This window comes from Niastella koreensis GR20-10 (assembly GCF_000246855.1).
Lineage (GTDB): Bacteria > Bacteroidota > Bacteroidia > Chitinophagales > Chitinophagaceae > Niastella > Niastella koreensis.
In genome coordinates this window covers 105,198-122,522 of the sequence record NC_016609.1, presented here as the reverse complement: position 1 = coordinate 122,522, position 17,325 = coordinate 105,198, and the positions used below count along the sequence as shown (strand labels likewise).

Genomic DNA, 17,325 nt, shown 5'->3' with positions numbered 1-17,325 from the left:
TATCAATACTTATTAAGTTTTTATGACCCCTGCAATACTGTCAAACGACAAATACGCCAACATATATGACAAATAATGACTTGCTATTGTTTACCTCCCCGGCAGGCTATGAAGGCAGGATGCAACAGGATGGTGCAGGTACCCCATCCCGGCAGCAAATTCCCCTGCTAATTTTCTATAGCAGGAAAACAGGCAATTATCCTGTCTGTCAGGATGATTTTAACATATTGAAAGCAGTGTAGGAAACTCATCAGCAGCTGTGTAGTACAAACCACCACAACACCTGTAGTTAAAAGTAATATCTCCCTCAAGATCACTGCATTTTACCCTTATACACTTGTTAATTGGTTATTATACCTGGCAACTAACGCTCATCAGTGTGCTAAGTGTTTGCTACTAAGCGGTTGTTATAAACGGTTATATGTGTATAAGTTTGCATCAAACACATTTGTCTGCTGTGCTATAACGGCGTACATTTGCAGCGCAAAATCCAATATTAGCTGACAGCAATATCGACAAAAATACTCTACGATCATTCTAACCTTTGTTGTGTCACAGCCATAGCTATAGCTATTTCATTTCTCTTTGTGCATTCGTCGCCATGTATCAATAACAAATCACTGACAGTGCTTTGCCGTAACGGTTAATCAAACATAATTTTTTATTTAGAATATCCATCCTGGCTAACAACCGGGACAAGCATTCCATTATCCATGGAAGACCAGGTTCATAATATCCAATATCAGTCCTTGTGCACTTTTTAACACTATTGTTTCTGATATCCGCGAAAAACCAGGCTACGAAAATCCAATATCGAACTATGTTCGCTTTAATCCCTATTAGTATTCAATATCCGGGGAAAACCATGTGTACAGAAATCCAATATCAGTTGCCCTGTACCATTTAATTAACCTATTAGTGCAACCAATATCCAGGAAAAGCCAATCCGGTTCTATGAGGACAATCAATTTTTATTTGTCCCAAGTAGACTCATATGTGTATGTTTTGTCCCGTCCCTTTCAGATCATTGACGGATTCCAATATCTATGACAAGACCACCCATAAGCAACCGATAGCAACTCTTCCGTTTAATCCAGTATCCGGTAAATGAAGACTACCCGTCAGACTTTATGACAAAAAGCCCCCCGAAGTATCGGGGGGTTTTTGATTTATGCAAAACGCTTAACGCAGTAACCGTTTATGTTGAACATTGGCTTTGCGTTCTGCATTCAGCGTTCAGCGTTTTGCATTCAGCATACCTTATAAAAACAAAAGCCCCCCGATAGATCGAGGGGCCACCACTTAAACAGATAACAAATTTGTCTATACCAAATACCCAAACAGCGTATCGTTCTTATTTAACGCTGTATAGTTTATGTTATAACGTTGCATGTTCTGCAACAGTATATCGTAGTCTTCTTTTTTCTTCAACTCAACACCTACTAAAGCAGGTCCGGTTTCTTTGTTTGTTTTTTGCATATACTCAAACCGTGTAATGTCATCATTGGGTCCCAGTACGTGATTCACAAACTCTTTCAGGGCGCCTGGCCGTTGTGCAAACTTTACCAGGAAATAATGTTTCAACCCTTCATACTGCAGGCTCCTTTCTTTTATCTCCTGCATGCGATCAATATCATTGTTGCTGCCGCTTATTATACATACAACAGTCTTGCCTTTTATGGCTTCGGCATAATCATCCAATGCCGCGATTGATAATGCACCAGCCGGTTCAACAACAATAGCATCTTCATTGTACAATTTCAAAATGGTTGAACAGGCTTTTCCTTCCGGTACCAGGTGCATATCATCCAACACCTCTTTACAAATAGAGAAAGTAATGTCCCCTACTCTTTTAACAGCTGCCCCATCCACAAAGCGATCTATCTCGCTTAACAATACGGGTGCACCTGCCTTTAACGCTTCAAACATGGAAGGAGCGCCTTCGGGCTCGCAGCCAATAATTTTTGTTTTGGGTGAATACGTTTTCATATACGATCCAACCCCGGCACTTAAGCCTCCACCACCTACCGGTATAAACACATAATCAATATCCGTTTGTTCTTCCAGTATTTCAACAGCTACGGTTCCCTGTCCTTCAATAATACGGTAATCATCAAATGGCGGAATGAAGGTCATGCCCTGCTGCTCGGTATACTGTTTGGCAGCGATGGCGCAATCATCAAACGTATCGCCGATCAATTGAATTTCGATGTTCTCCTCACCAAACATTTTGGTTTGGTTCACCTTTTGCCTCGGTGTTATAATGGGCATAAAAACCACACCCTTTACATTCAGCTTTTTGCAGGAGAAGGCAAAGCCCTGTGCATGGTTGCCCGCACTGGCACATACCACCCCGCGCTGTAATTGCTCAACAGGCAAACTGCTCATCATGTTATACGCTCCCCGCAATTTGTACGACCGTACAACCTGCAGATCTTCCCGCTTCAGGTACACATTGCACTGGTACTTCTTCGACAGGTTGTGGTTGTACATCAGTGGGGTTTTGTTCACCACCTTTTTCAACCGCAGGGCTGCTTTATGAAATTCCAGTTCGGGCCTGGTTTGTGTGAATGTGCTCATATTTGATTTTTGTCCTTCTACTCCGCTCAGGAAAAAAATAGCCACCGTCCTTTATTGAAATTTTTTCCGCTGTTTTAGTTATCAGAAATTTCAGAACGGTGGCTATTTTAATTGGCAATAGGCAATTGCTTATTGGCTATTGTCTATTGCCTATTGACTTACGCAACTACTTCGGCTGGTTTTTGATTTTCCGGACGAAGGCTGCGAACTGTTTTACCGGCTTGCCACATTTCGCTTTCACGCAGTTCTTTCAGCTCCGCTTCCAGTTTCTCACGGTAGTCAACCTGGCTGTTGCTGTCGATTGAACGTTGAGATTCCTTACCGGTAGCAACGCTTTCATACAGGTCGTTGAATACAGGCAATGTAGCATCGCGGAATTTCTTCCACCAATCCAATGCACCGCGTTGAGCAGTAGTGCTACAGTTGGCATACATCCAATCCATACCATTTTCTGCAACCAGTGGCATCAGTGACTGAGTCAGCTCTTCAACAGTTTCGTTGAATGCTTCTGAAGGGGTATGGCCTTTACTACGCAATACCTGGTATTGTGCAGCGAAGATACCTTGAATAGCACCCATCAGGGTTCCTCTTTCACCGGTTAAGTCGCTGTATACTTCTTTTTTGAAATCGGTTTCAAACAGGTAACCGCTACCAACAGCAATACCCAGAGCAGTTACTCTTTCTTTAGCCTTACCAGTAGCATCCTGGAAGATGGCATAGCTACTGTTCAAACCACGGCCTTGCAGGAACATGCGACGCAGTGAAGTTCCAGAACCTTTAGGAGCTACCAGGAACACGTCTACATCTTTAGGAGGAACGATGCCTGTTTGCTCGTTGAAGGTGATACCAAAACCGTGTGAGAAATATAATGCTTTACCTGCAGTTAAATGTTTTTTAACGGTAGGCCACAGTTGAATCTGGGCAGCATCGCTCAACAGGTAGCAAATGATAGTACCACGTTGTAATGCTTCTTCAATTTCGAACAATGTTTCGCCGGGTACAAAACCATCTTTCACCGCTTTATCCCAGGTTTTTGAATTTTTCCGCTGGCCTACGATTACATTGATACCATTGTCTTTCTGGTTCAGCGCCTGGCCTGGACCTTGTACACCGTAGCCAATTACAGCTACTACTTCATTTTTCAATACCTGTTGCGCTTTGGCAAGTGGGAACTCATCACGAGTTACTACATTTTCTTCCACCCCGCCGAAATTTAATTTTGCCATTGTTGAGAATGTTTATTGTTATTGGTTTTTTGTGTATTGGAAAGTAAGTGTCCTTACTGCCTTTCCTGTATTTTGCGTATAGCGTTAAGCGTTTTTCCTTCAGTGTTTACATGGTAAACACCTGATCGCCTTTACCTAAATATTCATTTTCGATTACTTCTTCGCCGGGTTCTTTTTTCTCAAACTCTTTCAGCTTGCTGTGGAAACCACTGCTTGCTTTAATGATGGCCACCCGGGCGCTGCGTACAAATTCAATTAAACCAAATGGTTCCAGTACAGCAATGAGTTTGTTGATCTCTTCGCGCTGACCGGTGGTTTCAAACACGGTATAATCTTTTCTGATCACTACTGCTCTTGCACCATACTCCCGCAACAACCGTTCTACTTTTACTTTTTCAGCAATTTCATCGGTTGGTACTTTGTACAAAGCCAGTTCCTGCCATACAATTTCATCATTGGTGTTGTAATAGGCTTTCAGTACTTCCACTTGTTTTTCAATCTGGCGCGCCAGTTTTTTCACTACTTCTTCCACTTCGTTGATGACAATGGTAAAGCGGTGGATGCCTTCGATTTCTGAAGGAGAGGTATTCAAACTCTCGATATTGATCTTACGGCGCGAGAACATGATGGCGATGCGGTTCAGCAGGCCAATCTGGTTCTCAGTATATACCGTTACGGTGAATTCCTGTTTCATAATATAACCCAATGGGTTTTAGATGAATTACAATTTGTGCTTTAGTTTTCTTTGATGGCTACTACGCGTAACCTTTTATAATCTGCATACCATTTCTGGTTCCTGAACTGGGTTTGCCGTAATGTTTCCTGCGCGCGTTCCAGGATCTTTTCTTTCTTATCCTCACTTACCCCTTCCAGCAAGGCGCCACAAAACATATTCACCCAATCCTTGATGCCATCCTGCGCATCTTTCAATTCGGTTTCGCGATTATAATGGGCCGCATAGGTAACCCTGAATCCCTGTTTTTCCAACAAACCGGTGTACTCGCTTAAGGAAGGATAGTACCAGAGCTCGTGATCGCGGTCAGCCTTCTCGGGGTAACCGTACTCGATCAGCGCATTGTTCAAAGCACGCATAATCAGTTGCACGTTTCCTTTTCCGCCCATCTCCAGTACCAGCCGGCCGCCGGGCCGCAGGTTCTTATACATGCATTGAATGGCCTGTTCCTTTTCGGTTACCCAGTGCAGTACTGCATTGGAAAACAAGGCATCGAATGGTTCATTAAAGTCGAAGTCGGTTACGGAGGCCAGTCTGAAAGGCAGGTGTGGATATTCATTTCTCGCCCTGGCAATCATGTCTATTGAACTATCCATCCCTGTAACCATTGCGCCGGATGCGGCGATCAGGCTGGTTAAATAACCGGTACCACACCCTATATCCAGAATACGTTCGCCTTCCTGTGGGGTCAGCAGCTGTTGTACCAGGTACTCACCATACTTGAAAACAAAATCATGTTTGTTATCGTACAGTGAAGTATTCCAGGTATTTTTTTCTGTTATAGCCATTCGTTACCTTTTAAATTATTTTAAACGGATTTCCGCCACGCTGCATCCCTGGGGTACCATCGGGAATACGTTGTTCTCCTTCCCTACCATTACTTCCAACAGGTAAGCGCCTTTTGTATTCAGCATTTCGCTCAATGCTTTTTTCAGGTCTTCCCTTTTTGAAATACTTTGTCCGGGTATTTTATATGCACTGGCCAGCGTTACAAAATTAGGACTGGCAATATCTACGAATGAATAACGCTTGTCGTTAAACAGCTGTTGCCACTGGCGCACCATACCTAAGAACTGGTTATTCAGGATCAGGATCTTTACATCGATGTCTGTTTGCATGATGGTGCCCAGTTCCTGGAGGGTCATCTGGAAACCGCCATCGCCAATGATAGCAACGGTAGTTCTTTTGGGCGCGCCTACTTTTGCACCTATAGCTGCAGGTAAGCCAAAGCCCATGGTTCCCAAACCACCGGAGGTGATATTACTTTTCGATTGTATGAATTTTGCATAACGGCAGGCTACCATCTGGTGCTGGCCCACGTCGGTTACAATGATCGCATCGCCACCAGTCAATTCATTCAGGGTTTTTATTACTTCACCCATAGTCATTTCATCGGTGGTGGGATTCAGTTCAGGATTGATGCAGGCATCTTCTTCCTCTTTCATCATATCCTTGAACTTTTGCAGCCATTGCGGATATACTTTTTGTTCTATCAGCGCGGTTAACAAAGGAAGGGTTTCTTTACAGTCGCCCCAAACCGGAACAGTTGTTTTTACGTTCTTGTCAACTTCAGCCGGATCAATATCCAGGTGAATCACCTTTGCCTGTTTAGCATATTTATCTAACCGGCCGGTAACCCGGTCATCGAAGCGCATCCCGATCGCGATCAATACATCGCATTCGTTGGTAAGTACGTTGGGGCCATAATTACCATGCATCCCCAGCATCCCAACGTTCAGCGGATGGTCTGAAGGGATAGCGCTCAATCCCATAACCGTCCATGCGGTAGGGATACCCGCTTTTTCAATGAACTTTATAAACTCATGTTCTGCTTTACCCAGGATAACACCCTGACCAAAGATCACAAAAGGTTTTTGTGCTTCGTTGATCAGCCTGGCTGCCGCTGCTACATACTCTTTGCGTACTATGGGTGCAGGGCGGTAGCTGCGTACATGATCACATTTGGTATAGCCTTCGTAATCGAATTTTTGTATTTGTGCGTTCTTGGTAATATCAATCAACACCGGGCCGGGACGACCGCTGCGGGCAATGTAGAACGCTTTTGCCAGCACGGCTGGAATTTCGGTAGCATCTGTTACCTGGTAGTTCCATTTGGTTACCGGTGTGGTTATGTTGATCACGTCTGTTTCCTGGAATGCATCAGTTCCCAGCAGGTGCGCAAACACCTGGCCGGTAACACATACCAATGGTGTACTATCGATCATGGCATCTGCCAACCCTGTTACCAGGTTGGTAGCACCAGGACCACTGGTGGCGAACACGACACCAACCTCGCCGGATGAGCGCGCATAACCCTGGGCAGCATGGGTAGCCCCCTGTTCATGACGCACCAGTATATGATGTAGTTTTTCCTGGTAATCGTACAGCGCATCATAGATAGGCATGATAGCGCCACCTGGGTACCCAAAGATGGTACTGACACCCTCTGCCAGGAATGCTTCCAACACAGCGACCGAGCCGCTGATATTTTTAACTGCTGGCTTCTTTTCCGTCGTTCCTTTGGCAGGTGCCTTTTCGATTGTACTCATAAACTTTTTTTTGTGATTCAATTGTCGTTTAGTTCAATTTTATTCCGCCTCATCAGTTACACATCCTTCGGAAGCATCTTTTACCTGCTTCGCATATTTATACAATAGTCCTTTTGTTACTTTCAGTGGGGGTTGTTTCCACGCTGCTTTTCGTTTTGCCCATTCGTCGGCATTTACCTTTGCATTGATGGTATTCTTAACGGCATCCAGCTCAATAATATCACCATCTTTCACATAAGCCAAACCGCCGCCATCAAACGCTTCAGGGGTAATGTGTCCTACCACAAAACCGTGCGTACCACCGCTGAAACGACCATCAGTTATAAGGGCTACGCTTTTACCTAAACCGGCGCCAATCAGGGCGGAGGTTGGTTTCAGCATCTCCGGCATGCCAGGTCCGCCTTTGGGTCCTACATAACGGATCACCACTACGTCGCCCGGTTGTACTTTTTTACTTTGAATACCGGCAATCAGTTCAAACTCGCCATCGAATACGCGGGCGGGTCCTTCAAAACGTTCGCCTTCTTTACCGGTGATCTTTGCTACGCTGCCATTCTCAGCCAGGTTACCATACAGAATTTGTAAGTGACCGGTAGCTTTGATAGGTGTTTCGAGCGGGAAAATTATTTTTTGTTTGTTGAAGTCCAGGTCCGGAACATTGGCCAGGTTCTCAGCTAAAGTTTTACCGGTTACCGTTAAGCAATCGCCATGCAGCAATCCTTTTTGTAACAGGTACTTCATTACTGAAGGCAAACCACCATGCTCGTGCAGGTCCTGCATCAGGTATTTGCCGCTGGGTTTAAAGTCGGCCAGCATGGGGATCTTATTGCTTATATTCTGGAAGTCGTCTTGTGTGAGGGGAACGTCTACACTCTTGGCGATGGCGATCAGGTGCAGAACTGCGTTGGTACTGCCGCCGAGGATCATAATAGTGATGATGGCGTTCTCGAAGGCTTTGCGGGTCATGATATCCTTTGGCTTGATATCTTTTTCCATCAGCAGGCGAATGGCCTTACCGGCATCAAAACATTCTTTTCGCTTCTCTTCACTCAGCGCCGGGTTTGATGAGGAGTAAGGCAAACTCATACCCAACGCTTCAATGGCCGATGCCATGGTGTTGGCCGTGTACATACCGCCACAGGCGCCGGCGCCGGGGCAGCTGTTCATTACAATGCCTTTGAAATCGGCATCGCTCAGATTACCGGCGATCTTTTGTCCCAACGCTTCAAAGGAAGAAACAATATTCAGGTCCTGTCCTTTATAGTGACCGGGTGCAATGGTTCCACCATATACCATGATGGAAGGGCGGTTCAACCGGCCCATTGCCATTAATGAACCCGGCATATTTTTATCGCAACCAGGAATGGTAATTACGGCATCATAATATTGTGCGCCACAAACCGCTTCAATGGAATCCGCAATAACATCGCGGCTTACCAGTGAATAGCGCATCCCATCGGTTCCGTTGCTCATACCATCACTCACCCCAATGGTATTAAAGATCAACCCTACGAGGTCGTTAGCCCACACCCCTTCTTTTACAATTTTAGCCAGGTCGTTCAGGTGCATGTTACAGGTGTTGCCATCGTAACCCATGCTGGCAATACCTACCTGTGCTTTCTTCAGATCTTCATCAGTTAAGCCAATGCCGTATAACATGGCCTGGGCGGCAGGTTGGGTTTCATCCTGCGTAAGTGTCTTTGAATATTTGTTTATTTCTGCCATAAAACCTGTCTAAAAACTGTTAAAATTGGATTTATTTATTATTTATTCGAGACATAAAAAAACCCGCCTCGTTGGAGGCGGGTCTTTATGCTGTTTTTTAGTATACGTTAAGCACCACCTCCATGCGTTGCAGGAATAATCACCACCACCACAATAATTATTATTGCAGTAACCACAGAGATGATGTTATTAAAGCTGCTTCTTTGCATAGAGGAATTCGTGTGCAACAAATATACACCCGCCGGTTGTAATAATAAAGAGCTTTTTTCTAATTTTTTGTTTTTCTGGCCCCACTTCGCCTTCGCGTCATCAATACATCAGCCATTAATAAGCTAAATGATTGTCGACTTCCTCAGTTCTATATTAGCCTTATTCACCCCACCTGGTATCCTGTTCGCTACAAAATCACTCACCAGTTCACCAATGGTTGACGTGAAATAAAAATTAATCGGATCAATATCTTTTGTTACAAAACCATTTACCAGCGTCCATTCTACCCCAAGCCGTACGGCCTCTGCTTCTTTCGCCAGTCCAAAATGGTCGAGCAACATGGCTGCTGATAGTATACATCCCAGCGGGTTGGCGATGTCTTTACCGGCTGCCTGCGGGTAAGAACCATGGATAGGTTCAAACAGCGCTACTCCGGCCCCGATCGAAGCCGATGGCAACAAGCCCAGCGAACCACTGATAACACTGGCCTCGTCGCTGATGATATCGCCAAACATGTTCTCGGTAAGAATTACATCAAACTGTTTCGGGTTTAAAATAATCTGCATGGCCGCATTATCAACAAACAGGAAATCAACTTTCACCTCGGCATACCGGGCAGCTATTTCCTGCACCACTTTACGCCACAGGCGCGATGTTTCCAGTACATTGGCTTTATCAACCAATGTTAGTTTTTTGCGGCGCTGCCCGGCATATTGAAATGCCAGGTGCGCAATACGCTCAATTTCCGGGCGCGTATATACGCAGTCATCGGCAGCACGGGTTCCATCTTCACTCAATTCCTTCTTCCCGAAATAAATGCCGCCGGTCAGTTCTCTGAAGATTATAAAATCAACTCCTTCTAATTGCTGTGCCTTTAAAGGAGATAAGTGTTGAAGTGAGGGGTACGTGATTACAGGTCGAATGTTGGCAAACAATTGTAAGCTTTTCCGCAGTTTCAGCAGGCCCTGCTCGGGGCGTACTTTGGCGGAAGGATCGTTATCGTATTTTGGATGGCCGATGGCGCCAAATAATATTGCATCGCTGTTCAGGCAGGCTTCAATGGTTTCATCGGGCAGCGGGTTGCCGGTTTTATCAATGGCATCGGCGCCCATTAAGCAATACCTGTAGTTGAACTCATGACCAAATTGCTCAGCAATGGCATTCAATACTTTTACTGCCTGTCGCGTAACTTCAGGCCCAATGCCATCACCTTCTATAACAACAATATTTTTTTCCATAAAATGGAGTTTCAAGACACGGTTATCAAATCCCCGCATTCTTTCATACACCTATAGCCTAACAAGTGTCAACCGTTAGTAATGAAAATACATACCTGCTCAGGTTATTTTTTCAATCAATGGTTGCACCATCAGGCGCGATACAAAAACGTATAATTTAGTAATAGGGCTGGTTGGTTTTGAGAAAAAGCGTGGTGCAGACGCACCACGCGTAACAAAAACTACATGATTATGAGAAAATACTGCTCACTACACTGTGGCGGCCTGGTATTGATTTCCCAATACCTTCAGATCCTCATCTTCCACTTCTTTCTTCCTGTCTGCTACTTTCAAAAACTGTTCGTACAACACGTCAATATCATTGCGGTTGAACATAAATCCCAGTTTATGAAAACGATGGGCTAAAGCGCTTCGGCCGCTGCGCGCTGTTAATACAATCTTACTTCCATCTGCCCCAACTTGTTCGGGGTTAATGATCTCGTAGGTTTGTGCATCTTTCAAAAATCCATCCTGGTGAATGCCCGATGAATGCGAGAATGCATTGGCGCCTACAATAGCTTTATTTGGTTGAACAGGCATCCGCATGGTATCGGAAACCAGCCTGCTCAATGGGTTCAATTGCTGTGTTTTGATGTCGGTATAAAAACCGAGACTTTGGTGCTGCTGAATAACCATTACCACTTCTTCCAGTGAGGTGTTACCAGCTCTTTCACCCAAACCGTTTATCGTACACTCGATCTGGCGGGCTCCGTTCATTGCACCGGCAATTGAGTTGGCGGTAGCCAGTCCCAGGTCGTTATGACAATGGCAGCTGATAACTGCTTTGTCGATATTAGGTACATTGTTGATCAGGTATGCGATCTTCTCGCCATATTGATGCGGCAGGCAGTAACCTGTCGTATCAGGAATATTTACCGTAGTGGCGCCGGCAGCGATCACTGCTTCTACCACGCGGGCCAGGTACTCGTTTTCGGTACGGCCGGCATCTTCGGCATAAAATTCAACATCATCTGTAAAGTTCCGCGCCCATTTCACGCACTGTTTAGCGCGCTCCAGGATCTCTTCGCGGGTTGAATTGAATTTCGATTTAATATGGAAATCGGAAGTACCGATCCCCGTGTGAATACGGGATCTTTTAGCTGTTTTCAGGGCTTCTGCCGCTACCTCAATATCCTTCTGCACGGCCCGGCTTAAACCACATATGACTGCGTTCTTGATAACTGCTCCAATCTCACTCACGCTTTTGAAATCGCCAGGTGAGGAAATCGGAAAACCAGCTTCAATAATATCTACACCCAATTCTTCAAGGGCCAAAGCAATCTCTATCTTCTCTTTCGTATTTAATTTACAGCCTGGCACTTGTTCGCCGTCGCGCAATGTTGTGTCGAAAATATAGACTTTGTTCTTTGGCATAGGTGACTCTATAAAGTAGGATTTTTATTAAAAAAAAGCAGGCTGTTCGATTTTGTGTTGCTTGCTATTAAAGAGAATAACAACCTGCTGAGTCGAAATTATTCCTGTTTAACTAACTTCAAAAACCTAATTTGTACTTAATTTACACTATTTAAATAGCGAGAACCTGTCCAAAACCCTTGTAGGTCAAGGACTTTAATGACTTTTGATTACGATGCCCAACCGTTCCACAGACGCCTTGTTCCAGCTGGTGAAATCCCTGGAAAAATCGGAAAAACGCAATTTCAAGCTGTATGTACAAAGAAATTCATCCAGTGAGAACCTGAAAATTGTGCAGTTGTTCGATGCCCTGGATAAAATGGACACTTACGACGAGAATTTATTGCTGAGTAAGTATAAAGACTTGAAAAAGCAGCAGTTATCTAACATAAAGGCCCATTTATACAAACAAATCCTCAGCAGCCTCCGGCTCATTAAAAATGAGAACAACATCGATATTCAGCTGCATGAGATGATGGACCATGCCCGTATCCTGTACAACAAGGGGCTGTACCACCAAAGCCTCAAGATGCTGGACCGCATGAAGGAAATGGCCCGCTCCAATAACCAGATCACCTATTTACTGCAGGTGCTGTTTTTTGAGAAGAAGATCGAGGCCCTGCACATTACGCGCAGTATGACCGACCGTGCCGAGCAGCTAACGGGTGAAGTGGATGAAACCAACCGCCGCCTGGTAATGGTAAGCAAACTGAGCAATTTATCGCTGCTGCTCTACAGCTGGTATATAAAGAACGGCCATGCCCGCGACGAAAATGATGAAAAGGAGATCCAGCAGTTCTTCGACCAGCACTTTCCCCAGGGCGCCGCTGAGGCTAAAGGCTTTTACGAACGCCTGTACCTGTACCAAAGCTATTGCTGGTACGCCTTCATCCGCCAGGATTTTCTGCAGTACTACCGCTACACCCAAAAATGGGTTGAATTGTTTGAAAAAGAGCCATTTATGATTGAGGTGGAAACAGCCCACTACATAAAGGGCATGCACAACCTCATGGGCGCCCACTTCGATCTGCAGAACCATACCAAGCTAAAAGAATCGCTGGAGAAATTCGAGGCCTTTGCCAACAGCGACCTGGTGGTGAATAACCACAATAACCGCATCCAGGTGTTTGTATACCTCCATGTGAGCAAGATCAACATGCACTTTATGGAGGGCACGTTTACCGAGGGGTTGAAACTGGTACCCTATATCGAAGAAAACCTGAAGGAATTCGAGATCTATCTAGATCGTCACCGCATATTGGTGTTCTATTACAAATTCGCTTCCCTGTACTTTGGCAGCGGACATTATGAGAAGGCCATCGATTACCTGAACAAGATCATCAACTGGAAGGTTGACCTGCGTACCGATCTGCAATGCTATAGCCGCCTGTTGCATTTAATAGCCCATTACGAGCTGGGTAATTTTCAGCTGCTGGAATACCTGTTCAAGTCGGTTTATCGCTTTATGGCCAAAATGGGCAATCTCAGCGTGGTGGAAGAAGAGATCTTTCGCTTTTTGCGCCGTACGTTCCATTTGTCGCCCCGCCAGCTAAAGCCCGAATTCGCCAAACTGCTGGAACAGTTAAAGCAATTACAGGCCAATCGCTTTGAAACCCGGGCTTTCGCCTACCTGGATATCATCAGCTGGCTCGAAAGCAAAATGGAGAATATTCCGGCTACGGAGATTGTTATCAGAAGAAAGTTTTTGGCTAAAATGAAACGGAAGGCAGATAGTTCGCCTTCTTAGTTTTACGTTTTATGTTCAAAGTTTAAAGAGGCAGGTTTGTTGGTGATGGAGTTGTGATAAAATCCCAGGATTTCACTCTGTTTTCATAGGATTTCACCTCGTTTTCCCAGGATTTCATACTGTAATCCTGGGATTCTGGTACATTATCCCGGGATTTTGATATATAATCCCAGGATTTCACCCTGTTTTTCCAGGATTTATACCCGCATTCCCGGTTAACTGATCAACTGATCAACTGGTTAACTGTTTAACTAATACCTCGTTAACTCCGGCTTCACCTCCTCTATATATGCCAGTATACCTCCCTTTAAGTTATACAAATTCGTAAACCCAAACTTTTCTTCCAGCTCCCGGATGGCTTTGGCGCTGCGGCCGCCCATTTTACAGTGAACTATCACCGGAATGTCTTTATTGAATTTACCGGCCTGTTCAGCAACCGTTGCCAATGGGATCAGTTCGGCGCCGATGTTTACAATGTCGTATTCATAAGGCTCGCGTACATCAACGAGTTGAAATGGCTCACCTTTTACCTGCAGTTCATATAATTCTGCAGCAGTAATTTCTTTTACCGGTTTTTCTACTGCTTTTACCCCACAGAATTGTTCGTAGTCGATGAGCTGCGTGATGGTGGGATTTTTTCCATTCAATGGATTGTCGTCGCGGCGGGAAATATTAAATGTGCGGCTTTCAAAGTTCAGGGCATCAAAAATATAAAAGCGTCCTGCCAATGGCTCCCCTACCCCGGTAATAACCTTTATCACCTCCAGCGCCTGCAAACTACCAATAATGCCGGGCAATACGCCTAATACGCCGCCTTCGGCACAGCTGGGCACTAACCCCGGCGGGGGCGGGGTTGGATACAAATCGCGGTAATTCGGTCCCAGCTCCCCGTTGGCATTTGTATAATTGAATACCGATACCTGTCCTTCAAACTGGAAGATGGATGCATAGATATTGGGTTTGCCCAATAATACACAGGCGTCATTCACCAGGTAACGCGTAGGAAAGTTATCGGTGCCATCGGCCACCACGTCGTAGTCTTTTATAATGTCCAGCGCATTTTGCGAAGTAAGCTGGGTATTGTACAATACAAATTCCAGGTGTGGGTTCAATGCCTGCAGCCTTGCTTTGGCGGCTTCCACTTTTGGCTTGCCTATTTCATTTACCCCAAACAACACCTGGCGTTGCAGGTTGCTGTCATCTACCACATCAAAATCAACAATCCCAATGGTGCCAATACCAGCCGCGGCCAGGTATAATAAGACCGGGCTTCCCAATCCGCCCGAACCCACCACCAGTACTTTGGCAGCTTTTAATTTCTGCTGGGCGGCCAGGCCGAATTCGGGGATTATTATATGTCTGTTGTATCTGGCTAATTCTTCTTTGGTAAATGTCACTTGAGTACTCATGTTTGTTTGTTTTAAAATGAGTCAGTTATTAAGTTCATAGGTTATTGAGTTCTTAGGTTAACTAACTTACAAACTCAATAACTTAATAACTTACCAACCTGCTCCACCCGCAATCGCCGGCACAATACTTATCACAGTATCTGCTTTAACCACCGCATCCCCTCGCTGCAAATCACGAATGTCGTAAATTTTCTTAACGAGTTGGGATTATTACACGGAGCCAAATAACCTACGAACTTAATAACCTGCTATCAAATGATTGTTCTCCTCCTCAAACTGCAGCTCATCATTCAGCCGCCAGGAACGTATCGGTCCCGGTTCTTTTTCATTTACTGAAATTATCAGATACGAAAAGAAGGGTTGTGCAGCCGCCCGGTCGTGTTCGGAAGGGATGGCAGGATGGTTGGGGTGCGAATGATAGATGCCCAGCAATTCGAGCTGTTGCTCTTCGGCATATTTTTCCGCATCAATATAATCCTGGGGTGCAATCTCAAAACGGCGCCGCTTATCACCTTCCTTTACATTGGTTACTGTACGCGCCTGCGTAATGTGGCGGCGGCCATTGCTGTCTTCATGGCCAAACACAAAACCACAACATTCATTGGGGAAGGCCTGTACGGCATCTTCCACAATTATTTTTTGTACGTCGTTTTCCAGAATGATCATGTTATAATATTTTAAATTACGTCCGGCTACGCCCTAAAATAAAAAAAGCCTCACGGGCAGTGAGGCATTGGTGAATGGGTTCTAACCGAATATACGAAGAAAATCGCGAAAATGGTTATCTTTTCAACCATTATGTTTTTCCATTTCAGACAAAAATTCCCACAGTTAAACGCCTACTGGGACAAATACCTGCCTTTTCAAAAACGGCAGGAAGTGCCCGCGAAAACCTTATTGTTAGCAGCAGGCAAGCGATCACAACAATATATATTTGTTGAAAAAGGATGTGTTCGCGCCTTCCTGAACAAGGATGGGGACGACAAAACGGTGCAATTCTTTTTTGAACAGGAAGGCCTGGCTTCGTTCGAGAGTTTCGTTAACAACGTGCCCAGTTTAATTTCTATAGAAACCATTGAGCCATCGGTGCTGTATACGCTGCCCAAAAAATATGTGCTGCAACTGATCGATGAGCTGAGCAAGGAACCCTACTTCGTGCCCATGCTGCTGCAGATCAGCGCCCAGCGGCAATCCCATTATATGAATGAGTTTGTTTCTTTCATTCGCGATACACCTGAGCAACGTTACCTGAACCTGCTGAAGAAAAAAACCAAAATCGTTCAGCGGGTACCACAACACTATATTGCTTCCTACCTGGGGGTAAGTACCGTACACCTCAGCCGCATAAAAAGCAAACTGGCCAAAGGCAAATCCCATTTCTAAAACTTGATAACATATGTTATCGTTTGGCGGCTACCCACTGCGCTAATTTTGTGCTTACAAAACAAATCAAAATGAAGGCAGTAGTTGCATATCCAAACGGAACCATTGCGGAGAACCCGAATTTTCCGGAACCGGTGGCGCAGCACAGAGATGAAGTACTGGTAACAGTTAAAGCGGTAGCCGTTAAACATTTCGACAAAAGCCGGGCCGCCGGTCAACACTATTCAAGTGAAGACGCCAGTGAAGCTGGCCGCATAATTGGCGGCGACGGCGTTTGCCTGTTACCTGATGGCAGGCGGGTATATGCCCTGGGCGAAACCGGCATGATGGCGGAAAAAGCCATTATCGATCGTGACAGAATTGTACCCATACCCGATGGTGTTGATGATGCCCTGGCAGCCGCCCTGCCCAATGCAGTTGTTGGCGCCGCCATGGGACTGAAATTTAAAGCTGATATTCAAAAGGGCGATATAGTACTAATCAATGGCGCTACCGGGTTCACTGGCCGGGTAGCCGTACAAATAGCCAAATACCTGGGTGCAAAAAGAGTGATTGTTACCGGTAGAAACCAGGAATCATTAAATGACCTGTTATTATTGGGGGCCGATGAAATTATTCCGGTAACAAAGGATGATGAGTCTTTCAAAAAGCAATTGTCGGCCATTCACGCCCAAACTCCCATTGATATCATCATTGATTACCTCTGGGGACACAGCGCAGAGTTACTATTCGCCTGCATCAAAGGCAAAGGCCACTTTAACAACAAAATACGGTTTGTATCGGTGGGCAGCATGGCAGGTGATACCATACAGTTATCTTCCGCTATTCTGCGCAGTATTGACCTGCAGTTAACCGGGTCAGGACTGGGCGCCTGGACAAAATCACAGGTTGGTGAGTTCTTTAGTGACATAATGCCCGAAGCGTTCCAACTCGCAGCAAAAGGAAAGTTGAAAGCCGATACCATTACCGTACCAATGAGCAATCTCGCCAGTCTGTGGGAAGTAGAAGTTCCCAGCGGTCAACGTCTGGTGGTTACCATATGAAGTGAAGGCTTTCTATCCTTCGACGCCGCT

At 45.2% G+C, this 17,325-nt stretch carries 14 protein-coding genes; 4 read left to right on the top strand and 10 right to left on the bottom strand.

Annotation, left to right across the window (positions count from 1 at the left end; translation table 11 throughout):
• Positions 1-65: 65 nt before the first annotated feature.
• Positions 66-242 (top strand): hypothetical protein, encoded by a 177-nt coding sequence (locus NIAKO_RS38320; RefSeq protein WP_155966894.1) that lies wholly within the window; start codon positions 66-68, stop codon positions 240-242.
• Between the two features lie 1,081 nt (positions 243-1,323).
• On the opposite strand, the gene ilvA is transcribed toward NIAKO_RS38320, so the two are convergent.
• The 8 genes from ilvA to NIAKO_RS00480 all read right to left on the bottom strand — a co-directional run bounded on the left by ilvA (position 1,324) and on the right by NIAKO_RS00480 (position 11,674).
• Positions 1,324-2,580, bottom strand: coding sequence for a threonine ammonia-lyase (gene ilvA / locus NIAKO_RS00515; protein ID WP_041346146.1), 1,257 nt, complete (start codon positions 2,578-2,580; stop codon positions 1,324-1,326).
• 158 nt (positions 2,581-2,738) lie between these two features.
• The gene (gene ilvC / locus NIAKO_RS00510; protein ID WP_014216421.1) at positions 2,739-3,806 is read right to left on the bottom strand and encodes a ketol-acid reductoisomerase; all 1,068 of its coding nucleotides are present in this window, start codon (positions 3,804-3,806) and stop codon (positions 2,739-2,741) included.
• Between the two features lie 106 nt (positions 3,807-3,912).
• On the bottom strand, positions 3,913-4,500 hold the full coding sequence (gene ilvN / locus NIAKO_RS00505) for an acetolactate synthase small subunit (protein ID WP_014216420.1): 588 nt from the start codon (positions 4,498-4,500) through the stop codon (positions 3,913-3,915).
• Between the two features lie 41 nt (positions 4,501-4,541).
• Positions 4,542-5,327: a class I SAM-dependent methyltransferase gene (locus tag NIAKO_RS00500; RefSeq protein ID WP_014216419.1), complete on the bottom strand. Its 786-nt coding sequence runs from the start codon at positions 5,325-5,327 to the stop codon at positions 4,542-4,544.
• Positions 5,328-5,342: 15 nt separating this feature from the next.
• Positions 5,343-7,088 (bottom strand): biosynthetic-type acetolactate synthase large subunit, encoded by a 1,746-nt coding sequence (gene ilvB, locus NIAKO_RS00495; RefSeq protein ID WP_014216418.1) that lies wholly within the window; start codon positions 7,086-7,088, stop codon positions 5,343-5,345.
• A 39-nt stretch (positions 7,089-7,127) separates the two neighbouring features.
• Entirely contained in the window at positions 7,128-8,813 is a 1,686-nt protein-coding gene (gene ilvD / locus NIAKO_RS00490; RefSeq protein WP_014216417.1) for a dihydroxy-acid dehydratase, read from the bottom strand.
• A gap of 332 nt (positions 8,814-9,145) precedes the next feature.
• Positions 9,146-10,261: a 3-isopropylmalate dehydrogenase gene (leuB, locus tag NIAKO_RS00485; RefSeq protein ID WP_014216416.1), complete on the bottom strand. Its 1,116-nt coding sequence runs from the start codon at positions 10,259-10,261 to the stop codon at positions 9,146-9,148.
• 249 nt (positions 10,262-10,510) lie between these two features.
• Positions 10,511-11,674: a 2-isopropylmalate synthase gene (locus tag NIAKO_RS00480; RefSeq protein ID WP_014216415.1), complete on the bottom strand. Its 1,164-nt coding sequence runs from the start codon at positions 11,672-11,674 to the stop codon at positions 10,511-10,513.
• A 214-nt stretch (positions 11,675-11,888) separates the two neighbouring features.
• Here NIAKO_RS00480 and NIAKO_RS00475 point away from each other — a divergent pair, with 214 nt between their 5' ends.
• On the top strand, positions 11,889-13,460 hold the full coding sequence (locus tag NIAKO_RS00475) for a hypothetical protein (protein WP_014216414.1): 1,572 nt from the start codon (positions 11,889-11,891) through the stop codon (positions 13,458-13,460).
• 251 nt (positions 13,461-13,711) lie between these two features.
• On the opposite strand, the gene moeB is transcribed toward NIAKO_RS00475, so the two are convergent.
• Both moeB and NIAKO_RS00465 read right to left on the bottom strand, forming a co-directional pair.
• On the bottom strand, positions 13,712-14,869 hold the full coding sequence (moeB, locus tag NIAKO_RS00470; RefSeq protein ID WP_014216413.1) for a molybdopterin-synthase adenylyltransferase MoeB: 1,158 nt from the start codon (positions 14,867-14,869) through the stop codon (positions 13,712-13,714).
• Between the two features lie 237 nt (positions 14,870-15,106).
• Positions 15,107-15,535, bottom strand: a complete 429-nt coding sequence (locus NIAKO_RS00465; protein WP_014216412.1) for a M67 family metallopeptidase — start codon at positions 15,533-15,535, stop codon at positions 15,107-15,109.
• A 111-nt stretch (positions 15,536-15,646) separates the two neighbouring features.
• Between NIAKO_RS00465 and NIAKO_RS00460 the strand changes: the two genes are divergently transcribed.
• Both NIAKO_RS00460 and NIAKO_RS00455 read left to right on the top strand, forming a co-directional pair.
• Entirely contained in the window at positions 15,647-16,252 is a 606-nt protein-coding gene (locus NIAKO_RS00460) for a Crp/Fnr family transcriptional regulator (protein WP_014216411.1), read from the top strand.
• 71 nt (positions 16,253-16,323) lie between these two features.
• Positions 16,324-17,295 (top strand): quinone oxidoreductase family protein, encoded by a 972-nt coding sequence (locus tag NIAKO_RS00455; protein WP_014216410.1) that lies wholly within the window; start codon positions 16,324-16,326, stop codon positions 17,293-17,295.
• Positions 17,296-17,325 lie beyond the last annotated feature (30 nt).